The organism is Photobacterium sp. WH77 (assembly GCF_022014395.1).
Taxonomy (GTDB): Bacteria; Pseudomonadota; Gammaproteobacteria; order Enterobacterales; family Vibrionaceae; genus Photobacterium; species Photobacterium arenosum.
Genome location: NZ_JAKLTE010000008.1, coordinates 134,526 through 159,785, shown reverse-complemented (window position 1 = coordinate 159,785; position 25,260 = coordinate 134,526). Strand labels below are relative to the sequence as shown.

Sequence of the window (25,260 nt, the reverse complement as noted above, 5' to 3'; positions counted from 1 at the left end):
AAATAATGACAGCTTTTTTTCCTGCCACCAGCGATCTGCCGAGTCGGGTAAAAATCGTCGAGGTCGGCCCGCGAGACGGCCTTCAGAATGAAGCCAATGTCAGCCTCAGCGATAAAATTCAGCTAATTGATATGCTGTCAGCAACTGGGCTGACGCACATTGAGTCCGGCTCTTTCGTCTCACCGAAATGGGTGCCACAGATGGCCGACTCAAGCGAAGTGTTCCAGCGCATTCACAGAGCGCCGGGAATTGTTTATTCAGCCCTGACCCCCAATGCCAGAGGTGTTGATCTCGCCATTGCGGCCGGCGCTGACGAAATTGCCATTTTTGCTTCAGCGTCGGAAGGCTTCAGCCAGAAGAATATCAACTGCAGTATTGCCCAGAGCCTGGTTCGGTTCGAGCCTGTGTTACTGAGAGCCAGAGAGCATCAACTTCGTGTACGTGGTTATCTGTCCTGCGTCACCGATTGCCCTTACGACGGGCAGACAACGCCTGAGCAAGTTGCCAATGTCGCCAGACTGCTGTACCAGATGGGCTGTTATGAAGTGTCACTGGGTGATACGGTCGGCAAAGCCACGCCGCTGCGCTTTGCACGTATGCTGGACGCCTGCCTCTCCCATATCCCTGCCGATGCACTGGCGGTGCATTGTCATAACACCTGGGGACAGGCATTGACGAATATTTATCAGGCGCTTTTGATGGGGATCAGCACTGTGGATGCCAGTGTCGCCGGTCTCGGCGGTTGCCCTTATGCTCCGGGCGCAAGCGGTAATGTAGCCACCGAAGATGTGGTTTACCTTTGTGAGCAATCCGGAATATCGACGGGGGTCGATCTCATGAAGCTGGCTCAGGCGGGTGAGTTCATTTGCAAGCAATTGGGCAAACCCCCTGCTTCAAATACAGCATTGGCACTTTTAGCAGGCGACTCAGACAGATAACAGATAGCTTATAAAAAAACATGACCAGCCTTATTACTGGTCATGTTTTCTACTCCGGTGAAAACGTCAGTCAGAACGCAAAAATCGCTGTTCTGCTTCCAGCTCATTCACCACTCGCCATACCTTCTGCTCACGTCGTTGCTTGGTATCAGATGACATGTTCAACCCGGCGCCTTTCAGCGAATCATCAGGCCCGACATACTGATCAATATGTTCATTAAACATGGTCCGAAATTCTTCCACTGTCGGCATGCAATAATGTTCTTTTTCGTAGACTTCGAAAATATGTTCTACTTTTAGTGAGATATCACGTTTGATTCCATCAAAATCTGACATATCCATCTTACACCTCACCACAATAACCCATACAGGCATGTATAGATTTTCTAATCCAGATTAGTGTAGCCCAGTTCTGTGACAATAAAGTTGCCGATTGAAGGGCAAAATATTCGTAAATCATTCCTATTTGCGATAACTCACCGCGGCAAAAGCGTTTTCCGCACATCCTGATTACGCGCCCACTTGTTAATTTCATTTGTTGCTTACAAAACTTAGATCACCTTCGAATTTTTTATTCTCAATATTAAATGGCTACACCCTATCCCTGATAGCTATACTCAATTGGCTTGAGTTTCAATTTGTTAGCATTCGGTTTCGAGGGCTTACATGAGATGTCTGCTACTTTTCAGCACCCTACTGATACCTGCCATCTGGCTTGCATTGCCTGTGGTATGCCTGGCAGATGACCCGCCAGAGACTGATCCCCGGCTGCTTCCTGAAGACGGTCCGGAAGACATTATTTTTTCAGGCTGGCTGGAAGAAACTCAAACATCGCTGTCAGAAACCATTATCGATATGAGCTCAAATATTGACCACTTCCTCAGTCTGGAAGACGATGAAGAGCCTATGATCAATGAAAGCTACCTGCGGATTCGCATTCAGCCTAACTACTCGCACAGGGAATACTTTGAATTTGATTCAAGCATATCGCTGCGGATGGATCTTCCCCACACCGAAAAAAACTGGAAACTGATCTTTGAAACGGATCCTGAAGACTTCGATAGTCTCGAAGACAAAGAGCGGGGACTGGTGGAAACAACCCGAACCGGCAATCGGGGGGCCATTGGCGGCGTGCGGCTTGAAAGCCGTCAGATTGGCGAGTGGTATGCCGATTTTGATATCGGTCTGAAACTGCGTTTGCCGTTAGATCCTTTCACCCGGGCACATTTCCGGCGCGTAGACAAACTGGGCGAAGGCTGGACAGCCTTACTGCAGCAGGAGTTTTTTTATTTCCACAGCCGAGGCCCCGGCAGCGTCACTTCTGCTGACTTCTATTACACTGTCGATCCCACAGAGCTGACCATTCTCAGAGCAGGCACCAGCGCACAATTTCTCGATGATGACAATAACTGGCAATTCGTTAACCTTGCAGAGATTTATGACAGAGTCAGCAGCCGTAATCTGTTCACTTACACCATAGGCGTAAGTGCCAACAGCCGGCCTGATCTCGCGGTTGAAAACGCCTGGCTTGCTTTCAGCTGGCAACGACGGCTGCATAAAAACTGGCTGTATATGAAATTAACACCAACTATCAACTTCCAGGAAGAGTTCGACTATAAAGCCAACCCTGGCCTTCTGGCCGAAATAGAACTGTATTTCACCAAAAACCGGCAATTTAATCAGCTTTACCGCAGCATTCCCCGACCCTGATGTTACGGCAGGGTAAACCACACAAAGCCAGTGTGTAACAAATCAGTACCAGAACGAATAGTTAAGGCGAAGCACAGTCTGGGTTGGTACAATAGCGGCCATTATGCCTATAAGCACGGTTCGGCGTTTATCATGAACACAGCTAACTTTAATGGCAGATCGTGCTAACCCCCTATTTCTTCGTGGTTAGTCATACTAACCACCTATTACAGGACACATACCTTGAGCCATGCCGACATTGCTTCGACTCCGCCGAACGATAACCCGCTGCTTTTTTCAGCACTGTCATTGAAGCCTGAACTGTTGGAAAACCTCGCCACTATAGGTTTTACTTCTATGACGCCGATTCAGGCACAAAGCCTGCCATCAATTCTGAACGGTAGCGATGTTATCGGCCAGGGTAAAACCGGTTCAGGTAAGACCGCCGCTTTTGGATTGGGTCTGCTGAACAAACTGGATGTAAAACGTTTTCGAGTGCAGTCGCTGGTGCTGTGCCCTACCCGCGAACTGGCCGATCAGGTCGCGCAGGACATCCGTACTCTGGCTCGTGGTATTCACAATATCAAGGTACTGACATTGTGTGGCGGTGTGCCTATGGGCCGTCAAATAGGTTCTCTTGAACACGGTGCCCATATTATTGTCGGCACGCCTGGCCGCGTGCTCGATCACTTAGAGCGCGGCCGTTTAAGCTTAAGCAATCTGAATATGCTGGTGCTTGATGAAGCCGATCGCATGCTGGAAATGGGTTTCCAGCCCGCACTGGATGCCATCATTGAACAGGCCCCGCAACAGCGACAAACCCTGCTGTTCAGTGCAACGTTTCCCAAACAGATCCAGTCTGTCGCGGAACAAATCCTTCACAAACCTGTGATGGTGAAAGTCGCCTCGACGCATGAAAAAAGCACCATTGCCCAGTCCTTTTTCCGTCTGGAAGACAACAAAGAACGCATGCAGGCGCTGCGTCTGCTGCTGCTGGATAAACAACCGGAAAGTGCCGTGGTGTTCTGTAATACCAAGCGCGAAACACAGCAAGTCGCAGATGAGCTGGCCGACTCAGGCTTCAGCGTGTTAGCGCTGCACGGCGATCTGGAACAAAGAGACAGAGATCAGACACTGCTGCAATTTGCCAATAAAAGTGCCTGTATTTTGGTTGCTACAGACGTTGCCGCCCGCGGACTGGATATCGATGCCCTGGACGCTGTCTTTAACTACCACATGGCCCACGATACCGAAGTGTATATTCACCGTATCGGCCGAACAGGCCGTGCCGGCAGCCAGGGTAACGCGTATACCTTCTATGGCGAAAAAGATGGCTACAAAATGGCATTGCTTACTGATCATTTCGAGCGCGAGATCACCAGCGATCCCTTGCCGCCAACGACGTTACTGAATAATACACCTGCGGCGCCTGCCATGGTCACTATCCAGATTGATGGCGGCAAGAAGCAAAAACTGCGTCCTGGTGACATTCTGGGCGCACTCACAAGCAATAACGGTATTGAAGGTACGCAAGTCGGAAAAATTCACATTACCGATTTTCGTGCTTATGTTGCCGTTGACAGAAAAGTCATGAAAAAAGCGCTCGCTAAAATCACCAGCGATAAAATCAAAAGCCGCTCTTACCGGGCCAGAGCTTTACGCTGATTACTGATTACCGACTGTTGGCTGCTGGCTGCTGACTTAGCCATCAGACCGTAAAGCAAGAAAAACGGACCGTCATTAACTGTGACGGTCCGTTTTTTTCAGGACATATTGCCGTTGGACGATCAGTGTCCGGCAACGAAAGCAAGCACTGGCCCTGTACCTGTTTCGTAAATCAGTTTAACCGTCATCAATAAAGTGACCGTGATGAATATCGGCCGCACGACTCTGTCGCCATTGCGAATCACCACTTTGCTGCCCAGCACAGCCCCCAGCACCTGAGCGCCGCCCATGACCAGCCCGATCTGATAATTCACGCTGCTGATTGAGATAAAGAAAATCAGCGAAACCAGATTACCCATCAGGTTTAATGGTTTAGTGGCAATACTGGCCTGTTTGATCGTGTATCCCAGCAAGATTGCAAACGCGATCATCCAGATCGCACCTGTGCCCGGCCCGAAGAAACCATTATAGAAACCAATGATCAGCCCCATAGACAGCATGAAAGTTCGGGAAGACACCTTCGCCTGTTCAGCAACGACATTTTTCAGACGTTTAGACAAAATGGAATAAACAGTGATAGCCACCATCAGTATGGGCAGCAGCGCCCTCAGAATATCAGCCGGGAACAAGCTGACAGCAAAAGAACCCGCCGTTGCTCCTATTGCCGTCGCTATCATGCCAAGCAACAGGCCGGAGAGGTTCACTTCTCTGTGCCACAAATAGGTCACAAAAGACGTCAGCTCACCAATTACAGCCTGTAAGCGGTTAGTACCGAGAGCCGTCAGCGGCGGCACACCGGCCAGCAAGAGACTCGGAACCGTAATTAAACCGCCACCACCAGCAATAGCATCGACAATACCGGCAATAAATGCCGCACAGAACAGCATGATTAATACACTGTCTGAGGGAACAAAGGTTATGGATTCCAACATATTCTTTCCTTTCTTTTTTCAACTACTTCATTCATCAACCACATGTACAGCGCTGCAACAAATTGTCGGGCGCTGTACATGTATGTTGTTTAACGCATTGCCGAACGGACAATAATACGGTGCATCACACGCAACTGGCCGTAATAGTCGTTTACGGCATGGTGCTGAAGGCCACGGTTATCCCACAATACAATCGTATCGTTTTCCCACCGCACTCTGGCCGTGAACTCATCACGGGTAATATGGCTAAAGAGATATTCCAGGATAGGCGCACTCTCTTCTGCTGACATAGACGTAAAGCGGCTGGTGTGCTCAGCGTTCACGTAGATCCCAGGGATCCCTGATTCTTCATGTCGCTTGGCAGCAAAATGTGAGGCACTAAAGAAGGTATTAGCCATTGCGATATCTGTAAAATTCACCAGATGCGGGGCTTTATTACCGGCTTCCTGAATTTTATTTGAAATGAATTCCGCTTTTTCCGACAGCAGAAATTTCTGCATCCCTTCCGACAAAGCAGCAAACGCTTTCTGAGAATCTGAAAATACCGTATCTCCGCCAACTTCCGGTGTCTGTTTAGCCGCCAGCAGAGTGAAATCGGGCGGAGATTCCAGATAAGTGGAGTCGATATGCCATACACCACTGAACACATTTTTCTGATCCGGCTCTTTACGGATTTCGACAATTTCCGGGAAGCCTTCAATGCCGCTCGAAAATGGATAGCGTTGCACGTTACCGAGCTGCTCCGCAATCTGCATCAGCTGCTGAGACGATGTGTCCTGCTTGCGAAAAATGAGTAACTTATGCCGGACCAATGTCGAGTACAGTTCGTCGAACTGCTCTGATACTAAAGTAGCGAGTTGCTTGTTGGTAAACTCCAAACCAAAGCTTGGAGCCAGGGGCTTCGCTTCACTAGCCAATGAAGCAATTGTTGCGTCAAGACGAGTCATTGTAATTATTCCACTCTTAATCAGTTAGAAGGAGCGGACATAGTTGTAACAAGGTTGCATATTAAGTTAAATTAATCATTATTTATTGCCATATTAAGATAGAGATTAATGATAAATTCTCAGGATATTGAATTTTTCAGTGTGATTGCAGACAGTCCCTCTCTGGCGGCTGCCGCCAGAAAACTCAATGTGACACCACCCAGTGTCACCCAGCGTCTACAGGGATTAGAGCGGAAAATGTCCGTCACTTTGGTAGACAGAAATCTGAGAACCACCAAGCTGACGCAGGAAGGAAAAAAGCTTGCCCGAGAAGGCAGAGAGATACTGCTGGCACTCGAAGCACTTCAAAATGATCTCCTGTCGAACCAGTCAATGATCGAAGGCAGACTGAATGTCCTTGCCCCGCTGGGATTTGGCACAACCCACATTGCGCCACTCATCGCCAGGTTTCAGAATCAATACCCCAATCTGATTATTGATTTAACGCTCACCGACAAACCGAGCTGGTCGCACCCTATCAAGCCGGATGTCATGATCTATATCGGGCGGTTAAAAGATTCATCGCTGCGATGTATTCACCTGGTTGAGAACAAACGCTTTCTTCTCGCGTCGCCCGGTTACCTGGCTTCCGCACCACCGCTGGAAACACCGGAAGACCTTCACCATCATTCGTGTATTGCACTGAAAGAGAATGACGAAGATGTCACCATGTGGAAATTCAATCTTCCGTCGAAGCAAACTATCAGTATTCGGATCGAACCCAAGTTATCCTGCAATGTCGGTCAGGTCGCCAAGCAATGGGCTCTGGATGGCTACGGAATCATTCAGCGTTCTGAATGGGATGCCAGGAAGGAAATTGATGCCGGTCTGCTGGTCCCGGTGCTGACTGACTATCAGTTACCTAAAGCCAATATCGTAGCATTGGTATCGGCGGAGAAAAGTAAGCGATCCCGTAAACTCAGTCTGTTTCTCGATTACCTGAGCACCCATCTGCCTGAAAGTTGGTAGCGCGAAACCGATACGACTATCAATGCGATAGCCTGCAGGTGACAAGAATACCCGGAGGATGAAACAGTTTTCAGCGAAGCTGCAGATCCCAATTTATTTAAACGGGATAATCACGCCCATGCTGTATAAAGTGGGGTTCATATCATTTAACCCAACCAGCGTACTCGCTTCAGCGTAGCCGATCCATTTGTCATTAAATGCACCAGACACACCGGCGTGAAACCGACCGTAAAATTGATCGTCCGACTGAGTAATCACAGGCAGGTTACTGCTGCTGTAGGCAGATTTAAACTGGCTGATAATACGCTCTGAATCGAACTGATAGTCATAATGCAGATAGCTTTTCACATAAGGCTGGAACAGCCCTAAGCTGGTTCGGAAGGGTTTTGAAATCGATGCACCAGTAATAAAGGTGGTCCCTTCCAGGTTATTGACATCATCAACCTGTGAAATCACATAGTTTGAATTGCCTTTCGACAACCTTTCGTTGTACCTGTCCTGATCGGACAAGGTGTACTGCACCGAACTTTCTAATGCAATGGTCGCATAGGGATAGTCAACCACATAGCCGCCGCCCAGAGTAAATACCCACACGTCAGAATCGGCATCATCCATACTGCTGACCACAGGATCGGTATACATATTGACCTGACGTTTCATGTCTTTGTCTATCAGTGCATAGCTGGCGGAAAAATCGAGAAACCACTCGTTCTCAAAATAGCTGAAATAGCCAGATGCCACTAAGCCTTCAACGCCACTGCTGCTTTCATTTTCAGTACCGGATGTTCGGTACGACGGCATACCCAGCGCTAAACCAAACAGGTAATTATTATTCAGCAGATAGTCGCCGCCCATGGTCAATGAGTAACCATCATTAACAGGCACAGTGCGATCAACCAGCGACGATTTGAAATGAAGCTGCGGCTGCGAGCGATCGACTCGCATATAGGTGCCCAAACCGCTCTGCGAATTTTCGAAATAGGATGAATTAGCGTAATCACTGCCAAAGTATGAAGAACTGAATGTGCGAAGACGGTTATCTTCCCTGACACTGCTTGTTCGTGTACTGACATCACCGGGATATAAAGCAAAAGATGAAGTATTGAGACTGGCGGCTGGGTGAAGGGATTCTTTCTTACTGCGTTTATCTACTCTGACGTCGCTGGCCATTGACGATAAAGAGTCGATCACCTCATCAGATACCGAACTGACAAAGCTGAATTTATCGCTGTCTGCCCATGCAAGTGATGGTAAAGTGACTGCCACAACCACGACAGACAACCCGACACCGCGACACCGATGTGCGCTCTTCATACAGCCCCCTAAACTACACGCTTTATGTTATCCGTACGCCTTCATTAGACGTATCTAATACATCGTCACAAGTGCTTTCCTCTTGAGTATAGGGAGGTGAAATTTTGAGCAGCGTCTCAAAAATAACACTACGATTTTTTTGCGATTCGAAGTATTACGCCTCAGTATGTAATGGGTACAGGATCCTTGAGCAACTCGTTGAAGTCAGGCTATTTACTTTTCTGACACTGTACCTGATGCATAGCACCAAACTTTTTCTTTTTTTATGGACATGCCAGGAGGTAGAGATGAAATTCCTGATAGCCCCCTTGTTTATCGCCTCCCTGACGGCTTTTCCTGTTCAGGCCGATGATCTGGACCAGGCCGCAAAAGATGTCTGCGGCTGCCTCGCCCAGCCCTATGCCGAACTTGAGAAAGCGTTACAGGCGGTGAAAACAGATAAAGGTAATGACCTTTCCGGCCTGATGAATTCCAAAGACGAGCTCACTAAGATGATGGAAGCCACGCAGACGTGCATGGAAGATCTCAGGAAACAGTACCCTGAGATCGAGGCTGATAAAGCCTTGCAAAAACAGGTGATGGAGAAGACCCGGCAGTATTGCCCTAACCCGTTAGAAACGCTGGATCTGAAAGCGCCGCCAGTACCGGCGGCTTGAGGTTTGATCTGAGTTTTTCTCTGGGGTTGAGGATCACTTTCGCTAATAAAATACGCTTGGTTCGTCGGTTCGTCATTCACACAACCGTGGAAAACCTGATAGCGAGTGCCATTTCAAAAGTGTAATTGGTTTGTCGCGCTTGAGTTTGGTGCATCTCTTGGCATTGTGTGACGCGCGCCAGTTACTCTTTGCTGGCACAAAGCGTAACCAGAAATGCCTTTGAGTTCTTTGGTGTTGTCCGGGCCGGTTGTAGGCGCTCCCGGCGCGGACAACCTAAAAATTCGTCCTGAATTTTCCTCTGGGGTTGGGGATCTCTTTCGTTTAGAAAAGTACGCTTGGTCTGTCTTTCTCGCACAATCGGGAATCCAGTAAAGAAGTGCCATTTCAAAAGTGGTATTGGTGTGTCGCGCTTGAGTTCTGTGCTTTCTCAAAAAGTGGATGACGCGAACTAGGGCCACCAGCAAAAACGACCCGATTATTCAAAAAACCTCCCCAAACAGCTAACAAATGACATGGATACCCCTCATCAGGCTATTTCAATAAGATATGGACGAGCACCGCCACAGTTTCACAGTCCCGCGAAGCCGGTTGTTATAAAGACTGTGCAAAGTCACTCAACGCCTTGCCTTCAAAACGGTAATACTCTTTTTCCTGGACCAAACTGGCTCCGATAGAAACATAGAATTTTCCGGCTGTTGGATTCGTACTCTCTGCAGTCCAATCCAGACGCTGACAATCATGGCTCACAGCAATTGAAGCCAAGTGCCTCATCAACGTCAAACCTACACCTTTACCGCGTGCTGAAGCAGACACAAACAGGTCTTTCATGTACATCTGGCCAGAGAGTTTCGGCGCGGGAAACATCATCGCATAGGTCGCGAATCCAACAACCTTATCGTTATCAATGGCCGCAACCACTTTCACACCTGAATGCTCTGAAAACACTTGCTGGCTTAAGTAGTTAACCAATTCGATTTCTGATGCAGCTTTATCCCCGAAATAGTACTTTTCAAGCTCAATAAAAATTGAAAGGAGATCAAGGCAGTTTTCCTTACTCACTTGCTTTAGTTTCACAAATTTTCCTAATTTGTAATGAGCCAGATGCTCCAACTGAAATATTAGTCACCTGATAGCTTAGGGGCTTACTGTGCCTGGTAAAAACAGCCCGCATCGCCGCCCTCCGGCGATCAACCAAGTTACTTCCTTAATAATGCCACTTCGGGCTTGTCCAACACCCGGATAAAGTGTCGGCTACGCGACATTTATTCTTAGTTGTTATGTTTAATTTTTGATTACGTCTGCAATATTTCTAATGCAACGCCTTGCTGATTCACTTACACCTGACAATTGATAAAAGCCATGTATAACCCCTAGATAGCGTTCACAATAGGCTTCAACTCCTTGTGACAGAAGCAACCTATACAATTGCTCTCCTTCATCTCGCAGTGGGTCAAATTCAGCAGTAATAATCAAGGTTGGCGGTAAACCTTGAAAATCTTTTCTTGCAAGTAAATTAAGTTCCGGTTCACAAACCAACTGCTTTGGATCACTAGCATAAAGCTGAAAACCCGAAAGTAACATTTGAGCAGTAATGATAAAATCAGTGCCGTTTTTTGGTAACTTTCAGACTCCCCAAGGGGATCGACCATTGGATATATTAATACTTGTTTTTTAGGTAGCCACAGTCTTTTGTTTTTCAAGCGAAGTGTCGTAGAAAGAGCTAACTGCCCGCCAGCACTATCACCGACAAAAAACACATTTTCAGTATTACCGCCATATTTATGACCATGTTCTTTGATACTTAACACGGCCTGTAATACATCGTCATGAGCTGAGGGATATGTATGCTCTGGTGCCAATCGGTACTTAATACAAACCACTATCGTATCTGATAAATGAGCTAACTGCCTTAGTTGTGCTTCATGTGTTTCAAAGCCACCACTAATGAAACAACCACCATGAAAGTAAATCGTAATTGGTAAGTTAGCTTTATCAGATGGTTTATAAACTTTGAGTTGAATATTATTAAATTCATCAACAAACTCGTCTTCCATTTCGGGACTGGAGCCGGCTAGCACTGTGCTTGAAAGATAGCCTGTCCGACGTTCAGAAATAGTTTGTTTAGATGGGCAGAGTTTCCCACTAGAGATGAACTCTTCAACAAGTTCTTTAATCCCGTTTTCTAGATAGTTGGTCATCTTTAATTCTTCGAAAGTGCTCAAAGCTAGCCATAATAAGCAAACACGAGATTCTGTATATAAAAACAGTGGTGATTTGTGATGCTGATTAAACATAACGAATGACATGCCCCTCATCAGGCTTTACCAAACTAGGTAAGTCTGACTACGAAATTACCGGAGGCCACCATGTCACAATATTTCTATGTCATGGATTTAGCCAAACATAGCTTCAGTATCCACGGTGAAGATCATCAAGGCAAGATCTTGATCCACAAAACAATCACGCGATCAAAAATCCTCAAGACGTTTGCCAATATCCCGCAGTCTACTGTTGGGATGGAGGCCTGTGGTGCCTATCGTTACTGGCTCCGAGGGCTAGCTAAGCTATACCCCAAAGATCATGGCTCCAAAATATGTCGCACCTTTCAGCGCAATCATGTAACCAACTGAAGTTATTAGCCATTTTAGAGCTGATGGGCTTGCTGTGCCAGATAAAAATAGTCCGCATCGCCGCCCTCCGGCGTTCAACCAAACTATTTCCATAATAATGCCGCTTTGGGTTTGTCCAACACCCGGATAAGTGTCGCGCGGCAACACTTATCCTTATTTTATATACCTTTATTGGAACTTAATCTGTATCTTGATCGGAAAGATCAGACGTATATTCCAGCCTTCTCTGTGCCAACCACTCAAGCCGTTTTGCCTGTGTGAGCAGAACTTTCCTAAGACCCTTTTGAACTTTCCTTTCACTAATGACTTGAGCAAGACGAGAAATAGTCTGAGTCCTTCTAGCGATGCGGATATCTGGATGCTCACGAATTTTTTTGATTTCATCAGATACAATAACGCCCTCATAGGATGTAGGGATATCAACATCAACCTGCGGGTTTAGAGGCTCCTTTTCGTTGAGAATTGCGTTAAACTTTGAGTTTTTAATAGCTTGGTTGTAGATTTTGTGCTCTAGAGCATCCAAGATGTTTTTTGCTTCTGCGGCAGTTGCGACTTCTAACTGCGGCAGAGGGTAAACTACGATCTTATAAACCTCAAATGGGTCAAGAACATTCATAGCAACAGCATCAGTGCGCTGATTGGTCAGGTGTCTCCGTATTCTTGTTCTTAAAGACTCTTTTGTTTGTCCAACATAGATTGGCTCATCATCATAGTCATAAAATGAATAAACACCCCACTTAAAATTTCCAACTTTAATTTGTTTTTTATTAAAAGGGTCGTCAACAATACGATTCAAAAATTGCTCTAAAAGTCTACGCAGCTCACTAGTTTCAAAAGGTAGTTCAGTGGTTGAATCAGTGGGAACAGCATATTCAGCAATTGGCTCGTTTAGATAACCTTCCAACATGAACATCCTTATGCAATATATTCTTGAACTTGAAATTGTAAATTTTCATTAACAATCGGAAGAAGAATATTCTGGTTAATATGTGAAACAACGGGAACCACCACGCCATCACCAACCAAATGATATGCTTCATTATATTTTTGTGGCAGGACGTAATTCTCTGGCAAACCCATTAAGCGCGCTGCCTCTCGTGGTGAGATCAATCGCGTTCTGATAATAGAACCCTCAACTACCATGATAGTTTGGCGACTTGAACCACCACCAGGTGTTCTCAAGCAACCTGCAACACCATCAAAGCGAACCTCAGCCCTTTGAATGCCATTACGAGTCCGTTTGTAGATCGTTCCGACTTGCAATGATCCATTTTGTTGTGCTGACAGAACTTTTTTACGGTGCAGCGGTGCCATCATTGAAAGTAATCTTTGAGTTTCTTCATCGCTATGCCATTTAACACCCTGCGGCTCAACCTCAACAATTTCAGCTAAAGTCATTAAGTGTTGATTAGGTTCAGGTATATTCCACCAGACCCACTTATTTTTGATTCTGTTGGGAAGCGCGTTAAACGCACAAATTACTTTCTCAGGATGCCAAGCAGATGAAGCCCTTTCACAAATGGCTTCAGTTGGAATAGCTAGCCTTTCATCAACACAAATGATGAAAACGCGAGGCCTAGATTGCGGGACAAAATGAACCGCATCCATAACAACTGCACCAAAGTTATAGCCTTCATCAGCTAAAGACTTTGCAATTGCTTCAAAGTCCCTACCTTCATGTGAAGTTAATGTTCCATACACATTTTCAAGAACAATCATTGAGGGCTTACGGCCTTCCGATTGTAGTTCTTGAATGATCTTCAAAAAACCCCAAAAAGTGCCAGAACGGGAACCTTGAAGCCCAGCACCATTCCCAGCAAGAGAAAGATCTTGGCACGGAAACGAAGCCCATGCCAAGTCAGCATGTCCGGGCAAGTCAGATGAATGAATTTTGTTGATGTCTTCAACAATGAGATGCTCACTTCCCCAGTTCGCACGGTATGACTTTGCTTTCTGATCAGAAAAATCGTTAGCAAAAATACAATCCCAAGATTCGCCAAGCCCTGAGCGAGCCATTCCGCCACCTGCGAAAAATTCATAAAATGTTGGCATTTGAAATCCACTCATTTCCTGCAAAATCGATTTACGAATTCTAACATATGTTCTTCAAATCGTAAGGACAATAACAACATGCTACACGTTTTTTAAATAGATAACGGTTTTGGCTTAGCGCATAACATTTTGCTGTACAACACCATATCGTATGCCGCCTACCAAAACTCAACTAAGCAATTGATTATATTTAATTACTCATACTTAACCATATAAAAAAACAGTAAATTATACGACACCATGTCAAGTATCACAATCAAACTTCTTATGCCACCCAATTGATATTCTTTGCTTTCTTTGTAATTCATGACTTACCGCAAAAATCAGCGCACATAGGCTTGTGAGTAAGAGACATCAGTCACTTAATCCGCATACAGATGCAGCAGACAGGTGACATCCTCACCAAACCCCAAAAACCGCACTCGCTGTATGGGTTGCTGCCTGCGCGACAATGACAGAGATAGGTAATGATGTATGCCTGAAAACACACTCCACAGCAACCACCACAAGATTCAAGTAACCCACTCCCCCAGGGAAAAATTCAGGACGAATTTTTAGGTTGTCGGCGCCGGGAGCGCCTACAACCGCCCCGGACAACACCAAAGAACAAAAAAGGGCTTTCTGGGCACTCTTTGTCCCCACAAAGAGTGTCTGGCGCGCATTGCACCATGCTAAAAGAACCACCAGACTCAAGCGCGACATACCTCAGCCGTACCAAAATCGACAGTCACAACACCCAAAAAACCAACAGAAACCCACTCCCCCAGGGAAAAATTCAGGACGAATTTTTAGGTTGTCGGCGCCGGGAGCGCCTATAACCGCCCCGGCCAACACCAAAGAACAAAAAGGGGCTTTCTGGGTACTCTTTGCCCCAACAAAGAGTACCTGGCGCGCATCAAACCATGCCGAAATGAATACTGAACTCAAGCGCGACATACTCACCGAATCCCAAAAAATGTTACCCCGCAATAGCACTTCTGCTGCATTAGGGCGATAATCCCCCACACTCAACCCTTAAAGCAATACAAAAGTAGATCAAACACAATGACAACACAGTCAACGGTCATTATTGGACTGTACAACCCCAAAAGCCCGACGAATGTTGGCGCAGTGATGCGTGCCGCAGGCTGCTACGACGCGACAGAAGTGCGCTATAACGGTACCCGCTATAACCGCGCAGCAAAATTCCACACCGATACCCATAACAGCCATGAACGTATTGAATTGGTTGAGATGGACGAGCTTACGGCCGGGTTAGCCGATGATGTAGAAATCGTGTGTGTTGAGTTGGTGGTTGGCGCAACGGCATTGCCTCGCTTTACCCATCCTGAAAACGCTGTGTATGTGTTTGGCCCAGAGGACAGCTCACTGCCACAAGAGGTTGTCGATAAAGCCCATCATGTTGTGTATGTGCCCACCAATGGCTGCATGAATCTGGCTGCGACTGTCAATGTGGTCTTGTATGACAGATTAGCCAAAACATTGGACGCCATTGATGATCATCAGCAAATCGTCTCGAACCGGGATAATAAAAACCGGCTGGAAGTCAAAGGCTGCGCTTGACGTAAAAAAGGGCCATAAACTGGCCCTTGCTGTTTCACTCCAACCGACAGGTCTGCGCCATGCGGGATCTTGTACTCAGCGGAGATCTGAAATCGCCACTTCGCCGGGCATACATTGCCAGAACAAGGTCGACAATGGCGGCAAATCAATCATCAGCACTTCACTACCCGACGCCTCATCCCAGACGGTGTTCACCGTTTGTTCTACCGGCATCCCGCTGCCCCAGTACTGACTGTCATCACTATTGAGCACTAACCGATACTGACCCGGCTGAGGGACAGGTATGAGATAGTGTTGCCGCGCCACAGGGGTGAAGTTACTGACCACCAGCACCTTGTCGCCATTGCGGGCGAAGCGCTCATGAGCAATCACACTGCGGGACGCATCATTGTGCACGCACCAGGCAAAGCCGGAAGCATCACAATCCAGTTCATACAGAGCCGGGGTTGACTGATATAGGGCATTTAACGCCCGCACTAAACGCTGTACGCCGGTATGGCGGTCATACTGCAGGTAATGCCACTCCAGCACCCCATCGTGATTCCACTCCGCACTCTGGGCGATTTCTGCGCCCATAAAGTTCAGCTTTTTGCCCGGCTGACCATACATATACGCCATATAGGCGCGCAAATTGGCGGTTTGCTGCCATTCATCGCCCGGCATTTTATTGAGCAGCGAACCTTTGCCATAGACAACTTCATCATGTGACAGCGAGAGAACGTAATTCTCGCTAAAGGCGTATACCAAAGGAAAAGTCAGCGTATCGTGATGGTGCTGCCGGTAAATCGGATCTTGCCGGATATAACTCAGGCTGTCGTGCATCCAGCCCATGTTCCATTTGAACCCAAACCCCAGCCCGCCTTCATAAGTTGGCCTGGAGACGCCGGGAAAACTGGTCGACTCTTCCGCAATCGTCATGGCATTGGGATACAGGCGGTACACTTCTTCATTCATCCAGCGCAATAAACTGGCAGCATCATGATTGATGTTGCCGCCTTCGGCATTGGGTATCCATTCTCCGGGCTGTCGTGAGTAATCCAGATACAACATAGATGCGACAGCATCGACCCGCAGGCCGTCGATATGAAAATGCTCAAACCAGTACAGGGCATTGGCGACCAGAAAACGGCGCACGTGCTCTCGACCATAGTCGTAGATATAGCTCTGCCAGTCCTGATGCCAGCCGCGACGCGGATCCGGATCATGGAACAAGGCGGTGCCGTCAAAAAAGGCCAGGCCGTGATCATCGGCTGGGAAATGTGCCGGCACCCAGTCAAGAATCACGCCCACCCCGGCCTGATGGCACTGGTCGACGAAATACTTAAAATCATCCGGCGAGCCATAACGGCTGGTCGGGGCAAACAGCCCCACCGGCTGATAGCCCCAGGAGCCGTAAAAGGGATGTTCCGCCACTGGCATCAGCTCAACATGGGTGTATCCCATATCCGTCAGGTACGGGATCAGCTCTGCCGCCAGCTGCCGGTAGCTCAAGCTTTCACCGGATGCCTGCCGTCGCCACGAGCCCAGATGCAACTCGTAAATCGAAAGCGGCTGTTCGTGTTTGGCTGTCACCTGCCGCTGCTGCCACGATGAGTCCTGCCAGTGATAACGGCTGTGATCATAGACTCTGGACGCAAATGACGGATACTGCTCGGCCTGATAGCCCCAGGGATCGGCCTTGTGAGGCAGGCTGTTACCCGCCTGATCGCGCAGCTCAAATTTATAGCGTTCACCGGCTGCCAGACCGTCGACAAAGCAGCCCCAGTACCCTTGCTCCAGCGAGGATAAAGGGTGGCTGCGACTGTCCCAGTGGTTAAAATCACCCACCACGCTCACCGCCGAGGCATTAGGCGCATACACCAGAAAACGTACGCCGGAGATCGGTGAGCCGCCGGTTTCCAGCGTTAACAGTTGCGCACCCATATGGTGATACTGGCTTGAGGGGTGAGCCAGTTCAGCCAGATCCGGCAACCAGTCTTTGATCTTTACATGTCCGGCGCTCACGATTTACTCCTGCTTCTCGGCAGCCTGGCGGCGTACATCCGTCAACCGCTTAGTCAGATCCATGATGTCCTGACGGTTAAACAAGTCTTCAAGATTCACCGACAGCTTGCGGCGCCAGTTCGGATACTCATCTACCGTGCCCGGAATATTGACCGGCTTATCCATTTCCAGCCAGTCTTCCAGCTGCAGGCTGAGCAATGCGCTGGAACCCGCGGCAAGATGCAACTGCAGCGCTTCGGCCAGAGTACGGTCCATAGGCACATACTGAGCATCACGGCCGACATTGTGCGGCAGGAAGCCATGCCAGTTGACGCTGTCCAGAATGCGCTGTTTGCTCTCGGCACGGCTGTCGAACAATCCCTGCAGTTGCTGCTCATCCGGGTACAAACCCAGATCACGCCCGAGCTTGAGATCGTCACAATGCCAGAAGCCTCTTAAGGTCGGCATATCGTGGGTACACAGGGCCGACATAGACTGAGCGGTATAATGCGACGGCGAATAATAGCCACCGTCTTCAGCGGTTTCGAAGAAAAACACCTTATAAGAGTGAATACCAGCGCTCGCCAGTTTATCGACAATTTCATCAGGCACTGTACCCAGGTCTTCACCAATCACGGTGCATTGATGGCGGTGACTTTCCAGCGCGAGAATCGCCATCAGATCATCGACCGGATAGTACATATAAGCGCCTTGCTTGGCCGATTCGCCTTTTGGAATCCACCACAACCGAAGCAGACCCAGTACATGATCGATACGCAGCGCACCGCAATGGCGCATATTGGCACGCAGCAATTCAATGAACGGCTGATAGGCGGTTTTGCGCAAAGCCTGCGGGTTAAACGGTGGTAATCCCCAGTTCTGTCCCAGCGGGCCCAGAATATCCGGCGGCGCACCAACGCTGACACCCTGGCACAGCGCATCATGATCTGCCCAGGTTTCGGCGCCGGAATCGCATACTCCGACGGCCAGATCCCGGTAAAGCCCCATGACCATGCCTTTCTCTTCGGCAAGTTGCTGCGCTTCAGCCAGCTGGGTATCTGCCAGCCACTGGAGGTACATATACAGTTGAACCTGCTCTGGATGCGCAGCGATAAACTGTTTTACCGCGGCGTTATCGAAGTGACGATACTGCTCCGGGAAAACCGGCCAGCCCCAGGTTTGATCGTGCTGATTTTTCAGCTCGGCATGGAGTGCATCAAACGCGGCCTGGTGCAGCAGGCTTTCACCGCCGTTTTCAACGAAATCAAGAAACTGTCGGCCACGGGCGGTCAGTGATGCCAGATGACGCTGCTGAAAGGTGTGAAACAGCATTGGCAACACAGTCATTTTCAGGCAGGCCACTTCACTGTAATTGACCCAGTTACTGTCACGGGCCGCCACCAGGCGCTGCTGGAATTCGTCACTGCCCACTAATTGCAACGCCTCATCACACTGAGCAAATTCCGGGACGGAACACACATCAATGTAGATAATGTTCAGCCAGCGGCGGGAAGACGGACTGTACGGGCTGGCACCTTCCGGATTGGCCGGAAACAAAGAATGGATCGGGTTCAGGCCGACAAAATCGCCGCCACGAGAGGCAATATCAGACACCAGATGCTTGAGATCGCCAAAATCGCCGATACCCCAGTTATGACCGGTACGCACTGAATACAACTGGACACTGGCGCCCCAGAGCTTCTTGCCCTTATCCAGTGCCGGCTGCTTATAACAAGCCGTGGGGGTGACAATCAATGTCATCTCATAAGGTGACTGACGGCGTTTACGGAAAATCTCAAGCCTGTGATAGCCCAGCGCAAGGTCAGGCAGCGCAAACGTCATACCGCCGCCCTGCTCACGGTCATCTGTCACCAACTGCGACTGCAGCCAGCCTTCCATGACTTCACCCTGTTCCGTTTCCAGCCGCCAGCTGAAATCGCTGATACGGGCACTGCGTCCCAAAGTCAGTTCGATATGCACAGGTTCACCGCGGTGGACGACTTTCACCGGGGCCAGCACTTCTCTCGGCTGTAATCTGGCCGCTGAGGATTCCAGCGCCTGATCACTGCTGGTATCGTAACCCAGTGCGCTCAGTAACCGGCTCAGTGTCTCAGTACTTACAGATGTTTCCGCACCCCAGGCACTGATGTAGCTGTCAGCCAGCCCGGCCTGTCTGGCAATCTCTTTCACAACCTTTTCTGTTCTCATTCTTCTTCTCCGTGACACGGTTAAGGCTGACTGTCTCTCCCACAAATTCAGCCTATGTCACTACTTACAATAACGCCGGGACTACACAGCCCCGGCAAAAATATCAGCGTTTTACCGCTTTTAGTTGCCAAATGTTCTCTACATAATCGCGAATACTGCGGTCCGAGCTGAACTTGCCGACCAGCGCGGTATTGAGTATCGCTTTTCGCGCCCAACCGGCTTTATCCCGGTAAGCGTGGTCAATGCGTTCCTGCGCCGTGACGTAATCAGCAAAATCGGCCAGCACCAGATACGGATCGCCCCCTTCCAGCAGGTTGTGTCGAATGCCTGCCAGTGCGTCAGGCTCACCCGGTGTAAACGTATCGCCCAGCAGCAGATCCAGCGAGGCTTTCAGCAGACTGTCAGACTCGTAGTAACGGGTTGGCTGATAGCCTTTCTGAACCAGTTCCATGACTTCGTCCACCAGCAAACCAAAGATAAAGATATTGTCATCGCCGACTTCTTCACGGATCTCAACATTGGCGCCGTCCATGGTGCCGACAGTCAGCGCACCGTTCAGGGCCAGTTTCATATTTCCGGTGCCGGAGGCTTCTTTACCTGCGGTCGAGATTTGCTCCGACACATCCGCAGCCGGGATGATGATCTCCGCCAGACTGACACGATAATCAGGAATGAAGACCACTTTCAGCTTGCCAGCAAGACGCGGATCATTGTTCACTTTGTCTGCCACTTTGTTGATGGCAAAAATGATGTCTTTCGCCAGCGCGTAACCCGGCGCGGCTTTGGCCGCGAAAATGAACACCCGCGGCTGCATATCAAACTTAGGATCATTGAGCAGACGGTGATAGAGCGACAATATATGCACCAGGTTCAGGTGCTGGCGTTTATATTCATGAAGTCGCTTAATCTGCACATCGAAGATGGCATCTGTGTTAAGCGTAATCCCCATGTTGTCGGACACCCAATCGGCCAGACGCTGTTTGTTGGCCTTCTTCACTGCCATGAAAGCGTGCTGGAACTCGGCATCATCGGCAAAGTCAGCCAGCGACGACAGTTGTTCCAGCTTAGCCGGCCAGTCTGTGCCGATTTTTTCATCTATCAGTGCGCTCAGTGCCGGGTTACAGAATTTCAGCCAGCGACGCGGGGTCACACCGTTAGTGACGTTCTGAAGTTTACCCGGATACAGTGCGTCGAACTCAGGGAAAAGGTCACGCTTGACCAGCTCCGAGTGCAGCGCTGCCACCCCGTTCACCGCATAACCGCCAATCACACACAGGTTTGCCATGCGCACCATACGCTGGTTGCCTTCCTGAATGACAGACAGTTTACGCTTCACCTCATCATTGCCCGGCCAATTTGCCTCGACCAGATCCATGAATCTGTGGTTGATCTCAAAGATGATCTCTAAGTGACGCGGTAACAGATTAGCGATCAGTGATTCGCTCCAGGTCTCCAGTGCTTCCGGCAGCAAGGTATGGTTGGTGTAGGCAAAGACTGAGTTACAGACAGACCAGGCATCGTCCCAGCTCATGTAGTGCTCATCCAGCAGAATGCGCATCAGTTCGGGAATCGCGATTGTCGGGTGGGTGTCGTTCAGCTGAATGGTTTCCAGCTTGGCCAGATCTTCAATCGCATGGCCTGCGGCCAGATGACGACGCAGAATATCGGCCACCGAGCAGGCGCAGTGGAAATACTGCTGCATCAGGCGCAAGGTTTTACCCTGCTCATGATTGTCATTCGGGTACAGCACTTTCGTGACACTACCAGCCTGAATCGCCGCCTGCTGCGCCGCGATGTAATCGCCGTCGTTAAACAGCGCCAGATCAAACGGTGCCGGCGCACGGCACTCCCACAGGCGCAGAGGATAAACGCTGTTATTCTGATAACCGATAATCGGCAGATCCCAGGCGATCCCGTCTACTTGCATACCCGGCACCCAGCGGCGACGCTCTGCGCCAGCGTCATCGGTGTACACCTCGACATGACCATACAAGCCAACTTTCTGGTTCAGCTCCGGACGCAAAACTTCCCAGGGATAGCCTTCCTGACCTCGCCATGCATCCGGGGCTTCCATCTGGCGGCCATGATCAAAGGATTGCCTGAACAACCCGTACTCATAGTGCAAACCATAACCCACAGCCGGAAACTCCTGCGCGGCCAGTGAGTCCATAAAACATGCCGCCAACCGGCCCAGTCCGCCATTACCAAGCGCAGGATCGCGCTCTTCTTCCAGCAAATCTGTCAGGTTCTGACCAAGCGCAGCCATGGCGCCGGAAACCTGCTCATACAAGCCCAGGCTGATCAGATTGTTACCGGTCAGACGACCAATCAAAAATTCCAGTGAGAGGTAATTCACGCTGCGGCAGGATTGGTCAGATAACTGCTGCTCGGTTTCAATGAGGTTGCCTGTGCTTATGTCTGCCAGTGCACGGCTCATGGCCAGATACCAATGGCGTGACGTCGCTGTCGCTGGTGTCTGCGCATAGGTAACCAGAAGATGTTGCTCAACCGAAGCCTGAAAAGCCGCCTTATCAAAGGTAGGCATCTTGGTTTGCGTTTGCATCATTCGTTTCTCGCTGTCGGGTTGTAATTGTAGAAAAGGAAAAACTGTTGAGGCTAATGCTGCCTGCGCGGTACTGGAAAAACATCATCCCATGCTGTAGAGGTGGAGGGAGGAGCACGAGGGCGTAGTGATCAGTTCGCGAGAATAGTGTGACAAGCCGCTGACTTTTCGGGGGCTTCACCGCTGCGGTTCCGATGTTTATCACAAATATCGCTGCAATGCGCTTGTACAGGGAAGTAATAAAAATAACTGTACAGGTTATGGAAATGTGACCGACCCCTTATTTATGGGGATGAGAGGTATAACAACTGATGATTTAGTGAGTAACTCGGGTAATGATAAATGCGCCTGCACAATCATTCATCACAATAAAGATTAATCAGAATTATGTGGATACCTTCAAAGCTTACCCGTCCCGGACGGTTACACAATGCGATTATGCGTCCCAGACTGCTGGACCTGTTGCACCAGGCCCCCTCATACCGCCTGGTGCTTTTCCGTTCGCCGGCGGGCTATGGCAAAACCACCATGGCTTCTCAATGGCTGAATGAGCATCCGCATACTGGCTGGATTAACCTAGATGACAGTGATAATGACACCTTCCGCTTTGCGAATTACCTGTTACAGGCCCTCAATAAAGCCACAAACGACGCCTGTCTGAAAACCAGGGCGATGGCGGAGCGCCGGCAATTCGCCTGTCTGAACACCCTGTTCAGTGAATTATTTGCCGAACTGCAGGATTATCCGCACCAGACCTATCTGGTTCTGGATGACTATCATGTCATCAATAACGAAGACATACATGACGGTATGCGTTTCTTCCTGAAAAACATGCCGGATGAACTGACTCTGGTCGTCACCAGCCGCAGCCTGCCGCCATTGGGGACAGCAAACCTGAGGGTCAGAGATCTGCTGATCGAAGTCGATCATGAATGGCTGGCCTTTGATGAAGAAGAAACCACGCGATTTTTCAGCAAACGTGTTGCCAATGAGATCGAAACCAGTGCACTCAGCAGTCTTCGTGCTCAGGTGGAAGGCTGGCCCTCTGCCTTGCAGCTGATTGCCCTGCATGCGCAGCAAAAGCCGAACCATCTGATTGAATCGGCGCTGTCTCTGGCCAACTTTAATCGCAGCCACCTTTGGGACTACCTGGCTGAAGAAGTCTTTGATTTACTCGATGAAGACACGAGATCCTTCCTGCTGCAATGCTCTGTGCTGGATATGTTTAACGCTGAACTGGTGATTGATTTAACCGGGCGCAGCGATGCACTGGTGAAGCTGGAGTACCTGAACCGCTACGGACTCTTTATCACCCCGCTGGAAGGGGCAGATAACTGGTACAGATTCCATCACCTCTTTGCTGAATTTCTGCGCCACAAACGTCACTCGCATATTCCTGAACAGCGAAAGGATTTGCATAACAAAGCGGCGAAAGCCTGGCTGAATCAAAGCAGCCCGCAGCAAGCGCTTTACCATGTGCGAAAAAGCAACAATCAGCCGATGATGGTTTCTATTCTCAGCGATCATGGCTGGAGTATGTTTCACCACGGAGAACTCAAACTGCTGGAAGAATGCATAGCAACGTTAGATCGCAGCATGCTCTTTAGCAGCCCGCGCCTGATCCTGCTCAGACTCTGGCTGGTTCAAAGCCAGCACAGGTATAACGAAGTGGGCGATCTGATTGCGGAATCTGAAGCTGAAATGCAAAGTAATAACATCAGTTTCAATGATGCCCTTCAGGGCGAATTCAATGCGCTACGTGCGCAGGTTGCGATTAATCAAAGCAAACCTGAGGAAGCCTTATTGCTCTCTGAGCAGGCTCTGGGACAATTGCCGGCCAACACCTATCGCAGCCGCATCGTCGCCACCTCTGTGGTGGGTGAAGTCCATCACTGCCTCGGCAATCTGAGCCGTGCGCTTCCTATGATGCAGCAGACTGAAAAAATGGCGCGCCAATACCATGTGTATCATCAGGCACTCTGGGCCTTGTTGCAGCAAAGTGAAATACTGCTGGCGCAGGGCTCAGTACAGCCCGCCTATGAATTGTTGGAACAAGGATTCAAGTTAGTCCGTGAACAGCAATTACAGCAGGTCCCCATGCATGAATTTCTGCTGCGTCTGAAGTCGCAGATACTCTGGTGCTGGAACCGGCTTGATGAAGCAGAAGAAGCAGCACTGAAAAGCCTGGATGTGCTGGCCCCCTATGATGACACTAAATCCCTGCAGGCTTACTCAATGCTGGCCAGAATTGCTATCACCCGGGGTGAACAGGACAAAGCCGCCCGTTATCTGCAACGCTGTAATGACCTCATGGAAACCGCGGATTTCCACATCGACTGGCGGGCGAATACCGATGTCGCTAATCTGCTTTACTGGCAACGAACCAAAGAGCTGGAGAGTGTCCGCCACTGGTTATCACAGGCAGAACAGCCGGAAGGCGCCTGCAACCATTTCCAGCAGCAACAATGGCGAAATCTGGCCATGGCGCACCTGATGCTGGGGCAGATTGACGAGGCCCAGCATATTCTCAGCATGCTGCTGGACAGTTGCGATAAGCATCATTTGATAACCGACAGAAACCGTAACCTGATCCTTCAGGCCGTGATCAGGAAAAAAGCCGGTGATCGCAACGCCGCGTTAACCCACCTTGCCGAAGCACTACGGCTGACCAACAGCACAGGCATGGTCGGCAACTTCCTGATTGCAGCCGAAGACATTCAGGACTTACTGCAAGAACTGATTGATGAAAAACTATTAAACGAGTTGTCGCAACACAGGGCACGTCAGTTACTGCGTGAAATGAACAGTAAAGAGCGCCATCGGCTGGTCCATTTTGATGAAGCCTTTGTGGAAAAGTTGCTCAATTTACCTGACTTGCCCGAGCTGATTAGAACCAGTCCGCTGACACAAAGGGAATGGCAGGTGCTGGGATTAATTTATACCGGTTACAGCAACGAGCAGATTGCTTCTGAACTGGACGTAGCCGCTACGACGATAAAAACGCACATTCGTAATCTGTATCAGAAGCTCAACATCGCTAACCGCAGCGAAGCCATTGAAACTGCTCAGGAACTGCTTAGCCTGATGGGTTACCAGGCATCTTGATACTCAG

General features: G+C 49.2%; 17 protein-coding genes and 2 pseudogenes. 8 read left to right on the top strand and 11 right to left on the bottom strand.

The window, feature by feature from the left end:
- Positions 1 to 5: 5 nt before the first annotated feature.
- A complete protein-coding gene (locus tag L6J37_RS10790; protein WP_218385816.1) occupies positions 6 to 938 on the top strand; it encodes a hydroxymethylglutaryl-CoA lyase in 933 nt (310 codons plus the stop codon).
- 66 nt (positions 939 to 1,004) lie between these two features.
- Here the strand turns inward: L6J37_RS10790 and L6J37_RS10785 are convergent, their stop codons facing one another.
- Positions 1,005 to 1,280 carry a hypothetical protein gene (locus tag L6J37_RS10785; RefSeq protein WP_237795067.1) on the bottom strand — a complete coding sequence of 92 codons (276 nt, stop codon included), beginning with the start codon at positions 1,278 to 1,280 and terminating at the stop codon, positions 1,005 to 1,007.
- Positions 1,281 to 1,604: 324 nt separating this feature from the next.
- Between L6J37_RS10785 and L6J37_RS10780 the strand changes: the two genes are divergently transcribed.
- Together L6J37_RS10780 and dbpA are read left to right on the top strand one after the other, a co-directional pair.
- Positions 1,605 to 2,648 carry a hypothetical protein gene (locus tag L6J37_RS10780; RefSeq protein ID WP_237795065.1) on the top strand — a complete coding sequence of 348 codons (1,044 nt, stop codon included), beginning with the start codon at positions 1,605 to 1,607 and terminating at the stop codon, positions 2,646 to 2,648.
- A gap of 267 nt (positions 2,649 to 2,915) precedes the next feature.
- The gene (dbpA, locus tag L6J37_RS10775) at positions 2,916 to 4,292 is read left to right on the top strand and encodes an ATP-dependent RNA helicase DbpA (protein WP_237795098.1); all 1,377 of its coding nucleotides are present in this window, start codon (positions 2,916 to 2,918) and stop codon (positions 4,290 to 4,292) included.
- Positions 4,293 to 4,414: 122 nt separating this feature from the next.
- Here dbpA and L6J37_RS10770 read toward each other — a convergent pair whose 3' ends face one another.
- Positions 4,415 to 5,224 carry a TSUP family transporter gene (locus L6J37_RS10770; protein WP_237795063.1) on the bottom strand — a complete coding sequence of 270 codons (810 nt, stop codon included), beginning with the start codon at positions 5,222 to 5,224 and terminating at the stop codon, positions 4,415 to 4,417.
- 89 nt (positions 5,225 to 5,313) lie between these two features.
- Complete coding sequence (locus tag L6J37_RS10765) at positions 5,314 to 6,171, bottom strand: TauD/TfdA dioxygenase family protein (RefSeq protein WP_192013615.1); 858 nt, start codon at positions 6,169 to 6,171, stop codon at positions 5,314 to 5,316.
- 108 nt (positions 6,172 to 6,279) lie between these two features.
- On the opposite strand from L6J37_RS10765, the gene L6J37_RS10760 reads away from it, so the two are divergent.
- Positions 6,280 to 7,179: a LysR family transcriptional regulator gene (locus tag L6J37_RS10760; protein ID WP_237795060.1), complete on the top strand. Its 900-nt coding sequence runs from the start codon at positions 6,280 to 6,282 to the stop codon at positions 7,177 to 7,179.
- Between the two features lie 93 nt (positions 7,180 to 7,272).
- Here L6J37_RS10760 and L6J37_RS10755 read toward each other — a convergent pair whose 3' ends face one another.
- Positions 7,273 to 8,493 (bottom strand): autotransporter outer membrane beta-barrel domain-containing protein, encoded by a 1,221-nt coding sequence (locus L6J37_RS10755; RefSeq protein ID WP_237795058.1) that lies wholly within the window; start codon positions 8,491 to 8,493, stop codon positions 7,273 to 7,275.
- Positions 8,494 to 8,780: 287 nt separating this feature from the next.
- On the opposite strand from L6J37_RS10755, the gene L6J37_RS10750 reads away from it, so the two are divergent.
- Positions 8,781 to 9,149, top strand: a complete 369-nt coding sequence (locus tag L6J37_RS10750; protein WP_237795056.1) for a hypothetical protein — start codon at positions 8,781 to 8,783, stop codon at positions 9,147 to 9,149.
- A 591-nt stretch (positions 9,150 to 9,740) separates the two neighbouring features.
- On the opposite strand, the gene L6J37_RS10745 is transcribed toward L6J37_RS10750, so the two are convergent.
- Complete coding sequence (locus L6J37_RS10745) at positions 9,741 to 10,223, bottom strand: GNAT family N-acetyltransferase (RefSeq protein WP_237795053.1); 483 nt, start codon at positions 10,221 to 10,223, stop codon at positions 9,741 to 9,743.
- A 207-nt stretch (positions 10,224 to 10,430) separates the two neighbouring features.
- Positions 10,431 to 11,347: pseudogene (locus L6J37_RS10740) on the bottom strand (alpha/beta hydrolase).
- A gap of 168 nt (positions 11,348 to 11,515) precedes the next feature.
- On the opposite strand from L6J37_RS10740, the gene L6J37_RS10735 reads away from it, so the two are divergent.
- The gene (locus L6J37_RS10735; protein WP_237795051.1) at positions 11,516 to 11,779 is read left to right on the top strand and encodes a hypothetical protein; all 264 of its coding nucleotides are present in this window, start codon (positions 11,516 to 11,518) and stop codon (positions 11,777 to 11,779) included.
- Positions 11,780 to 11,957: 178 nt separating this feature from the next.
- Here the strand turns inward: L6J37_RS10735 and L6J37_RS10730 are convergent, their stop codons facing one another.
- Positions 11,958 to 12,686 carry a GIY-YIG nuclease family protein gene (locus tag L6J37_RS10730; protein ID WP_237795049.1) on the bottom strand — a complete coding sequence of 243 codons (729 nt, stop codon included), beginning with the start codon at positions 12,684 to 12,686 and terminating at the stop codon, positions 11,958 to 11,960.
- 8 nt (positions 12,687 to 12,694) lie between these two features.
- Positions 12,695 to 13,831: a DNA cytosine methyltransferase gene (locus L6J37_RS10725; RefSeq protein WP_237795047.1), complete on the bottom strand. Its 1,137-nt coding sequence runs from the start codon at positions 13,829 to 13,831 to the stop codon at positions 12,695 to 12,697.
- A 1,044-nt stretch (positions 13,832 to 14,875) separates the two neighbouring features.
- On the opposite strand from L6J37_RS10725, the gene L6J37_RS10720 reads away from it, so the two are divergent.
- On the top strand, positions 14,876 to 15,394 hold the full coding sequence (locus L6J37_RS10720; RefSeq protein ID WP_237795045.1) for an RNA methyltransferase: 519 nt from the start codon (positions 14,876 to 14,878) through the stop codon (positions 15,392 to 15,394).
- Between the two features lie 75 nt (positions 15,395 to 15,469).
- Here the strand turns inward: L6J37_RS10720 and glgB are convergent.
- The 3 genes and pseudogenes from glgB to L6J37_RS10705 all read right to left on the bottom strand — a co-directional run.
- A pseudogene (gene glgB / locus L6J37_RS10715) lies at positions 15,470 to 17,350 on the bottom strand (1,4-alpha-glucan branching protein GlgB); the annotation flags it as partial.
- 51 nt (positions 17,351 to 17,401) lie between these two features.
- Entirely contained in the window at positions 17,402 to 19,585 is a 2,184-nt protein-coding gene (malQ, locus tag L6J37_RS10710; protein WP_237795043.1) for a 4-alpha-glucanotransferase, read from the bottom strand.
- 103 nt (positions 19,586 to 19,688) lie between these two features.
- Positions 19,689 to 22,151 (bottom strand): glycogen/starch/alpha-glucan phosphorylase, encoded by a 2,463-nt coding sequence (locus L6J37_RS10705; RefSeq protein WP_237795041.1) that lies wholly within the window; start codon positions 22,149 to 22,151, stop codon positions 19,689 to 19,691.
- A 384-nt stretch (positions 22,152 to 22,535) separates the two neighbouring features.
- Here L6J37_RS10705 and malT point away from each other — a divergent pair, with 384 nt between their 5' ends.
- Positions 22,536 to 25,253 (top strand): HTH-type transcriptional regulator MalT, encoded by a 2,718-nt coding sequence (gene malT, locus L6J37_RS10700; RefSeq protein WP_237795039.1) that lies wholly within the window; start codon positions 22,536 to 22,538, stop codon positions 25,251 to 25,253.
- Positions 25,254 to 25,260: the final 7 nt, after the last annotated feature.

Excerpts from the sequence above, each read along its gene's own strand:
- L6J37_RS10770 (WP_237795063.1), bottom strand. The coding sequence starts at position 5,224 with ATGTTGGAATCCATAACCTTTGTTCCCTCAGACAGTGTATTAATCATG.
- malT (WP_237795039.1), top strand. The coding sequence starts at position 22,536 with ATGTGGATACCTTCAAAGCTTACCCGTCCCGGACGGTTACACAATGCG.
- L6J37_RS10720 (WP_237795045.1), top strand. The coding sequence starts at position 14,876 with ATGACAACACAGTCAACGGTCATTATTGGACTGTACAACCCCAAAAGC.
- L6J37_RS10765 (WP_192013615.1), bottom strand. The coding sequence starts at position 6,171 with ATGACTCGTCTTGACGCAACAATTGCTTCATTGGCTAGTGAAGCGAAG.
- L6J37_RS10755 (WP_237795058.1), bottom strand. The coding sequence starts at position 8,493 with ATGAAGAGCGCACATCGGTGTCGCGGTGTCGGGTTGTCTGTCGTGGTT.
- L6J37_RS10785 (WP_237795067.1), bottom strand. The coding sequence starts at position 1,280 with ATGGATATGTCAGATTTTGATGGAATCAAACGTGATATCTCACTAAAA.
- L6J37_RS10790 (WP_218385816.1), top strand. The coding sequence starts at position 6 with ATGACAGCTTTTTTTCCTGCCACCAGCGATCTGCCGAGTCGGGTAAAA.
- L6J37_RS10735 (WP_237795051.1), top strand. The coding sequence starts at position 11,516 with ATGTCACAATATTTCTATGTCATGGATTTAGCCAAACATAGCTTCAGT.
- malQ (WP_237795043.1), bottom strand. The coding sequence starts at position 19,585 with ATGAGAACAGAAAAGGTTGTGAAAGAGATTGCCAGACAGGCCGGGCTG.
- L6J37_RS10725 (WP_237795047.1), bottom strand. The coding sequence starts at position 13,831 with ATGCCAACATTTTATGAATTTTTCGCAGGTGGCGGAATGGCTCGCTCA.
- L6J37_RS10780 (WP_237795065.1), top strand. The coding sequence starts at position 1,605 with ATGAGATGTCTGCTACTTTTCAGCACCCTACTGATACCTGCCATCTGG.
- L6J37_RS10705 (WP_237795041.1), bottom strand. The coding sequence starts at position 22,151 with ATGATGCAAACGCAAACCAAGATGCCTACCTTTGATAAGGCGGCTTTT.
- L6J37_RS10760 (WP_237795060.1), top strand. The coding sequence starts at position 6,280 with ATGATAAATTCTCAGGATATTGAATTTTTCAGTGTGATTGCAGACAGT.
- L6J37_RS10750 (WP_237795056.1), top strand. The coding sequence starts at position 8,781 with ATGAAATTCCTGATAGCCCCCTTGTTTATCGCCTCCCTGACGGCTTTT.
- L6J37_RS10730 (WP_237795049.1), bottom strand. The coding sequence starts at position 12,686 with ATGTTGGAAGGTTATCTAAACGAGCCAATTGCTGAATATGCTGTTCCC.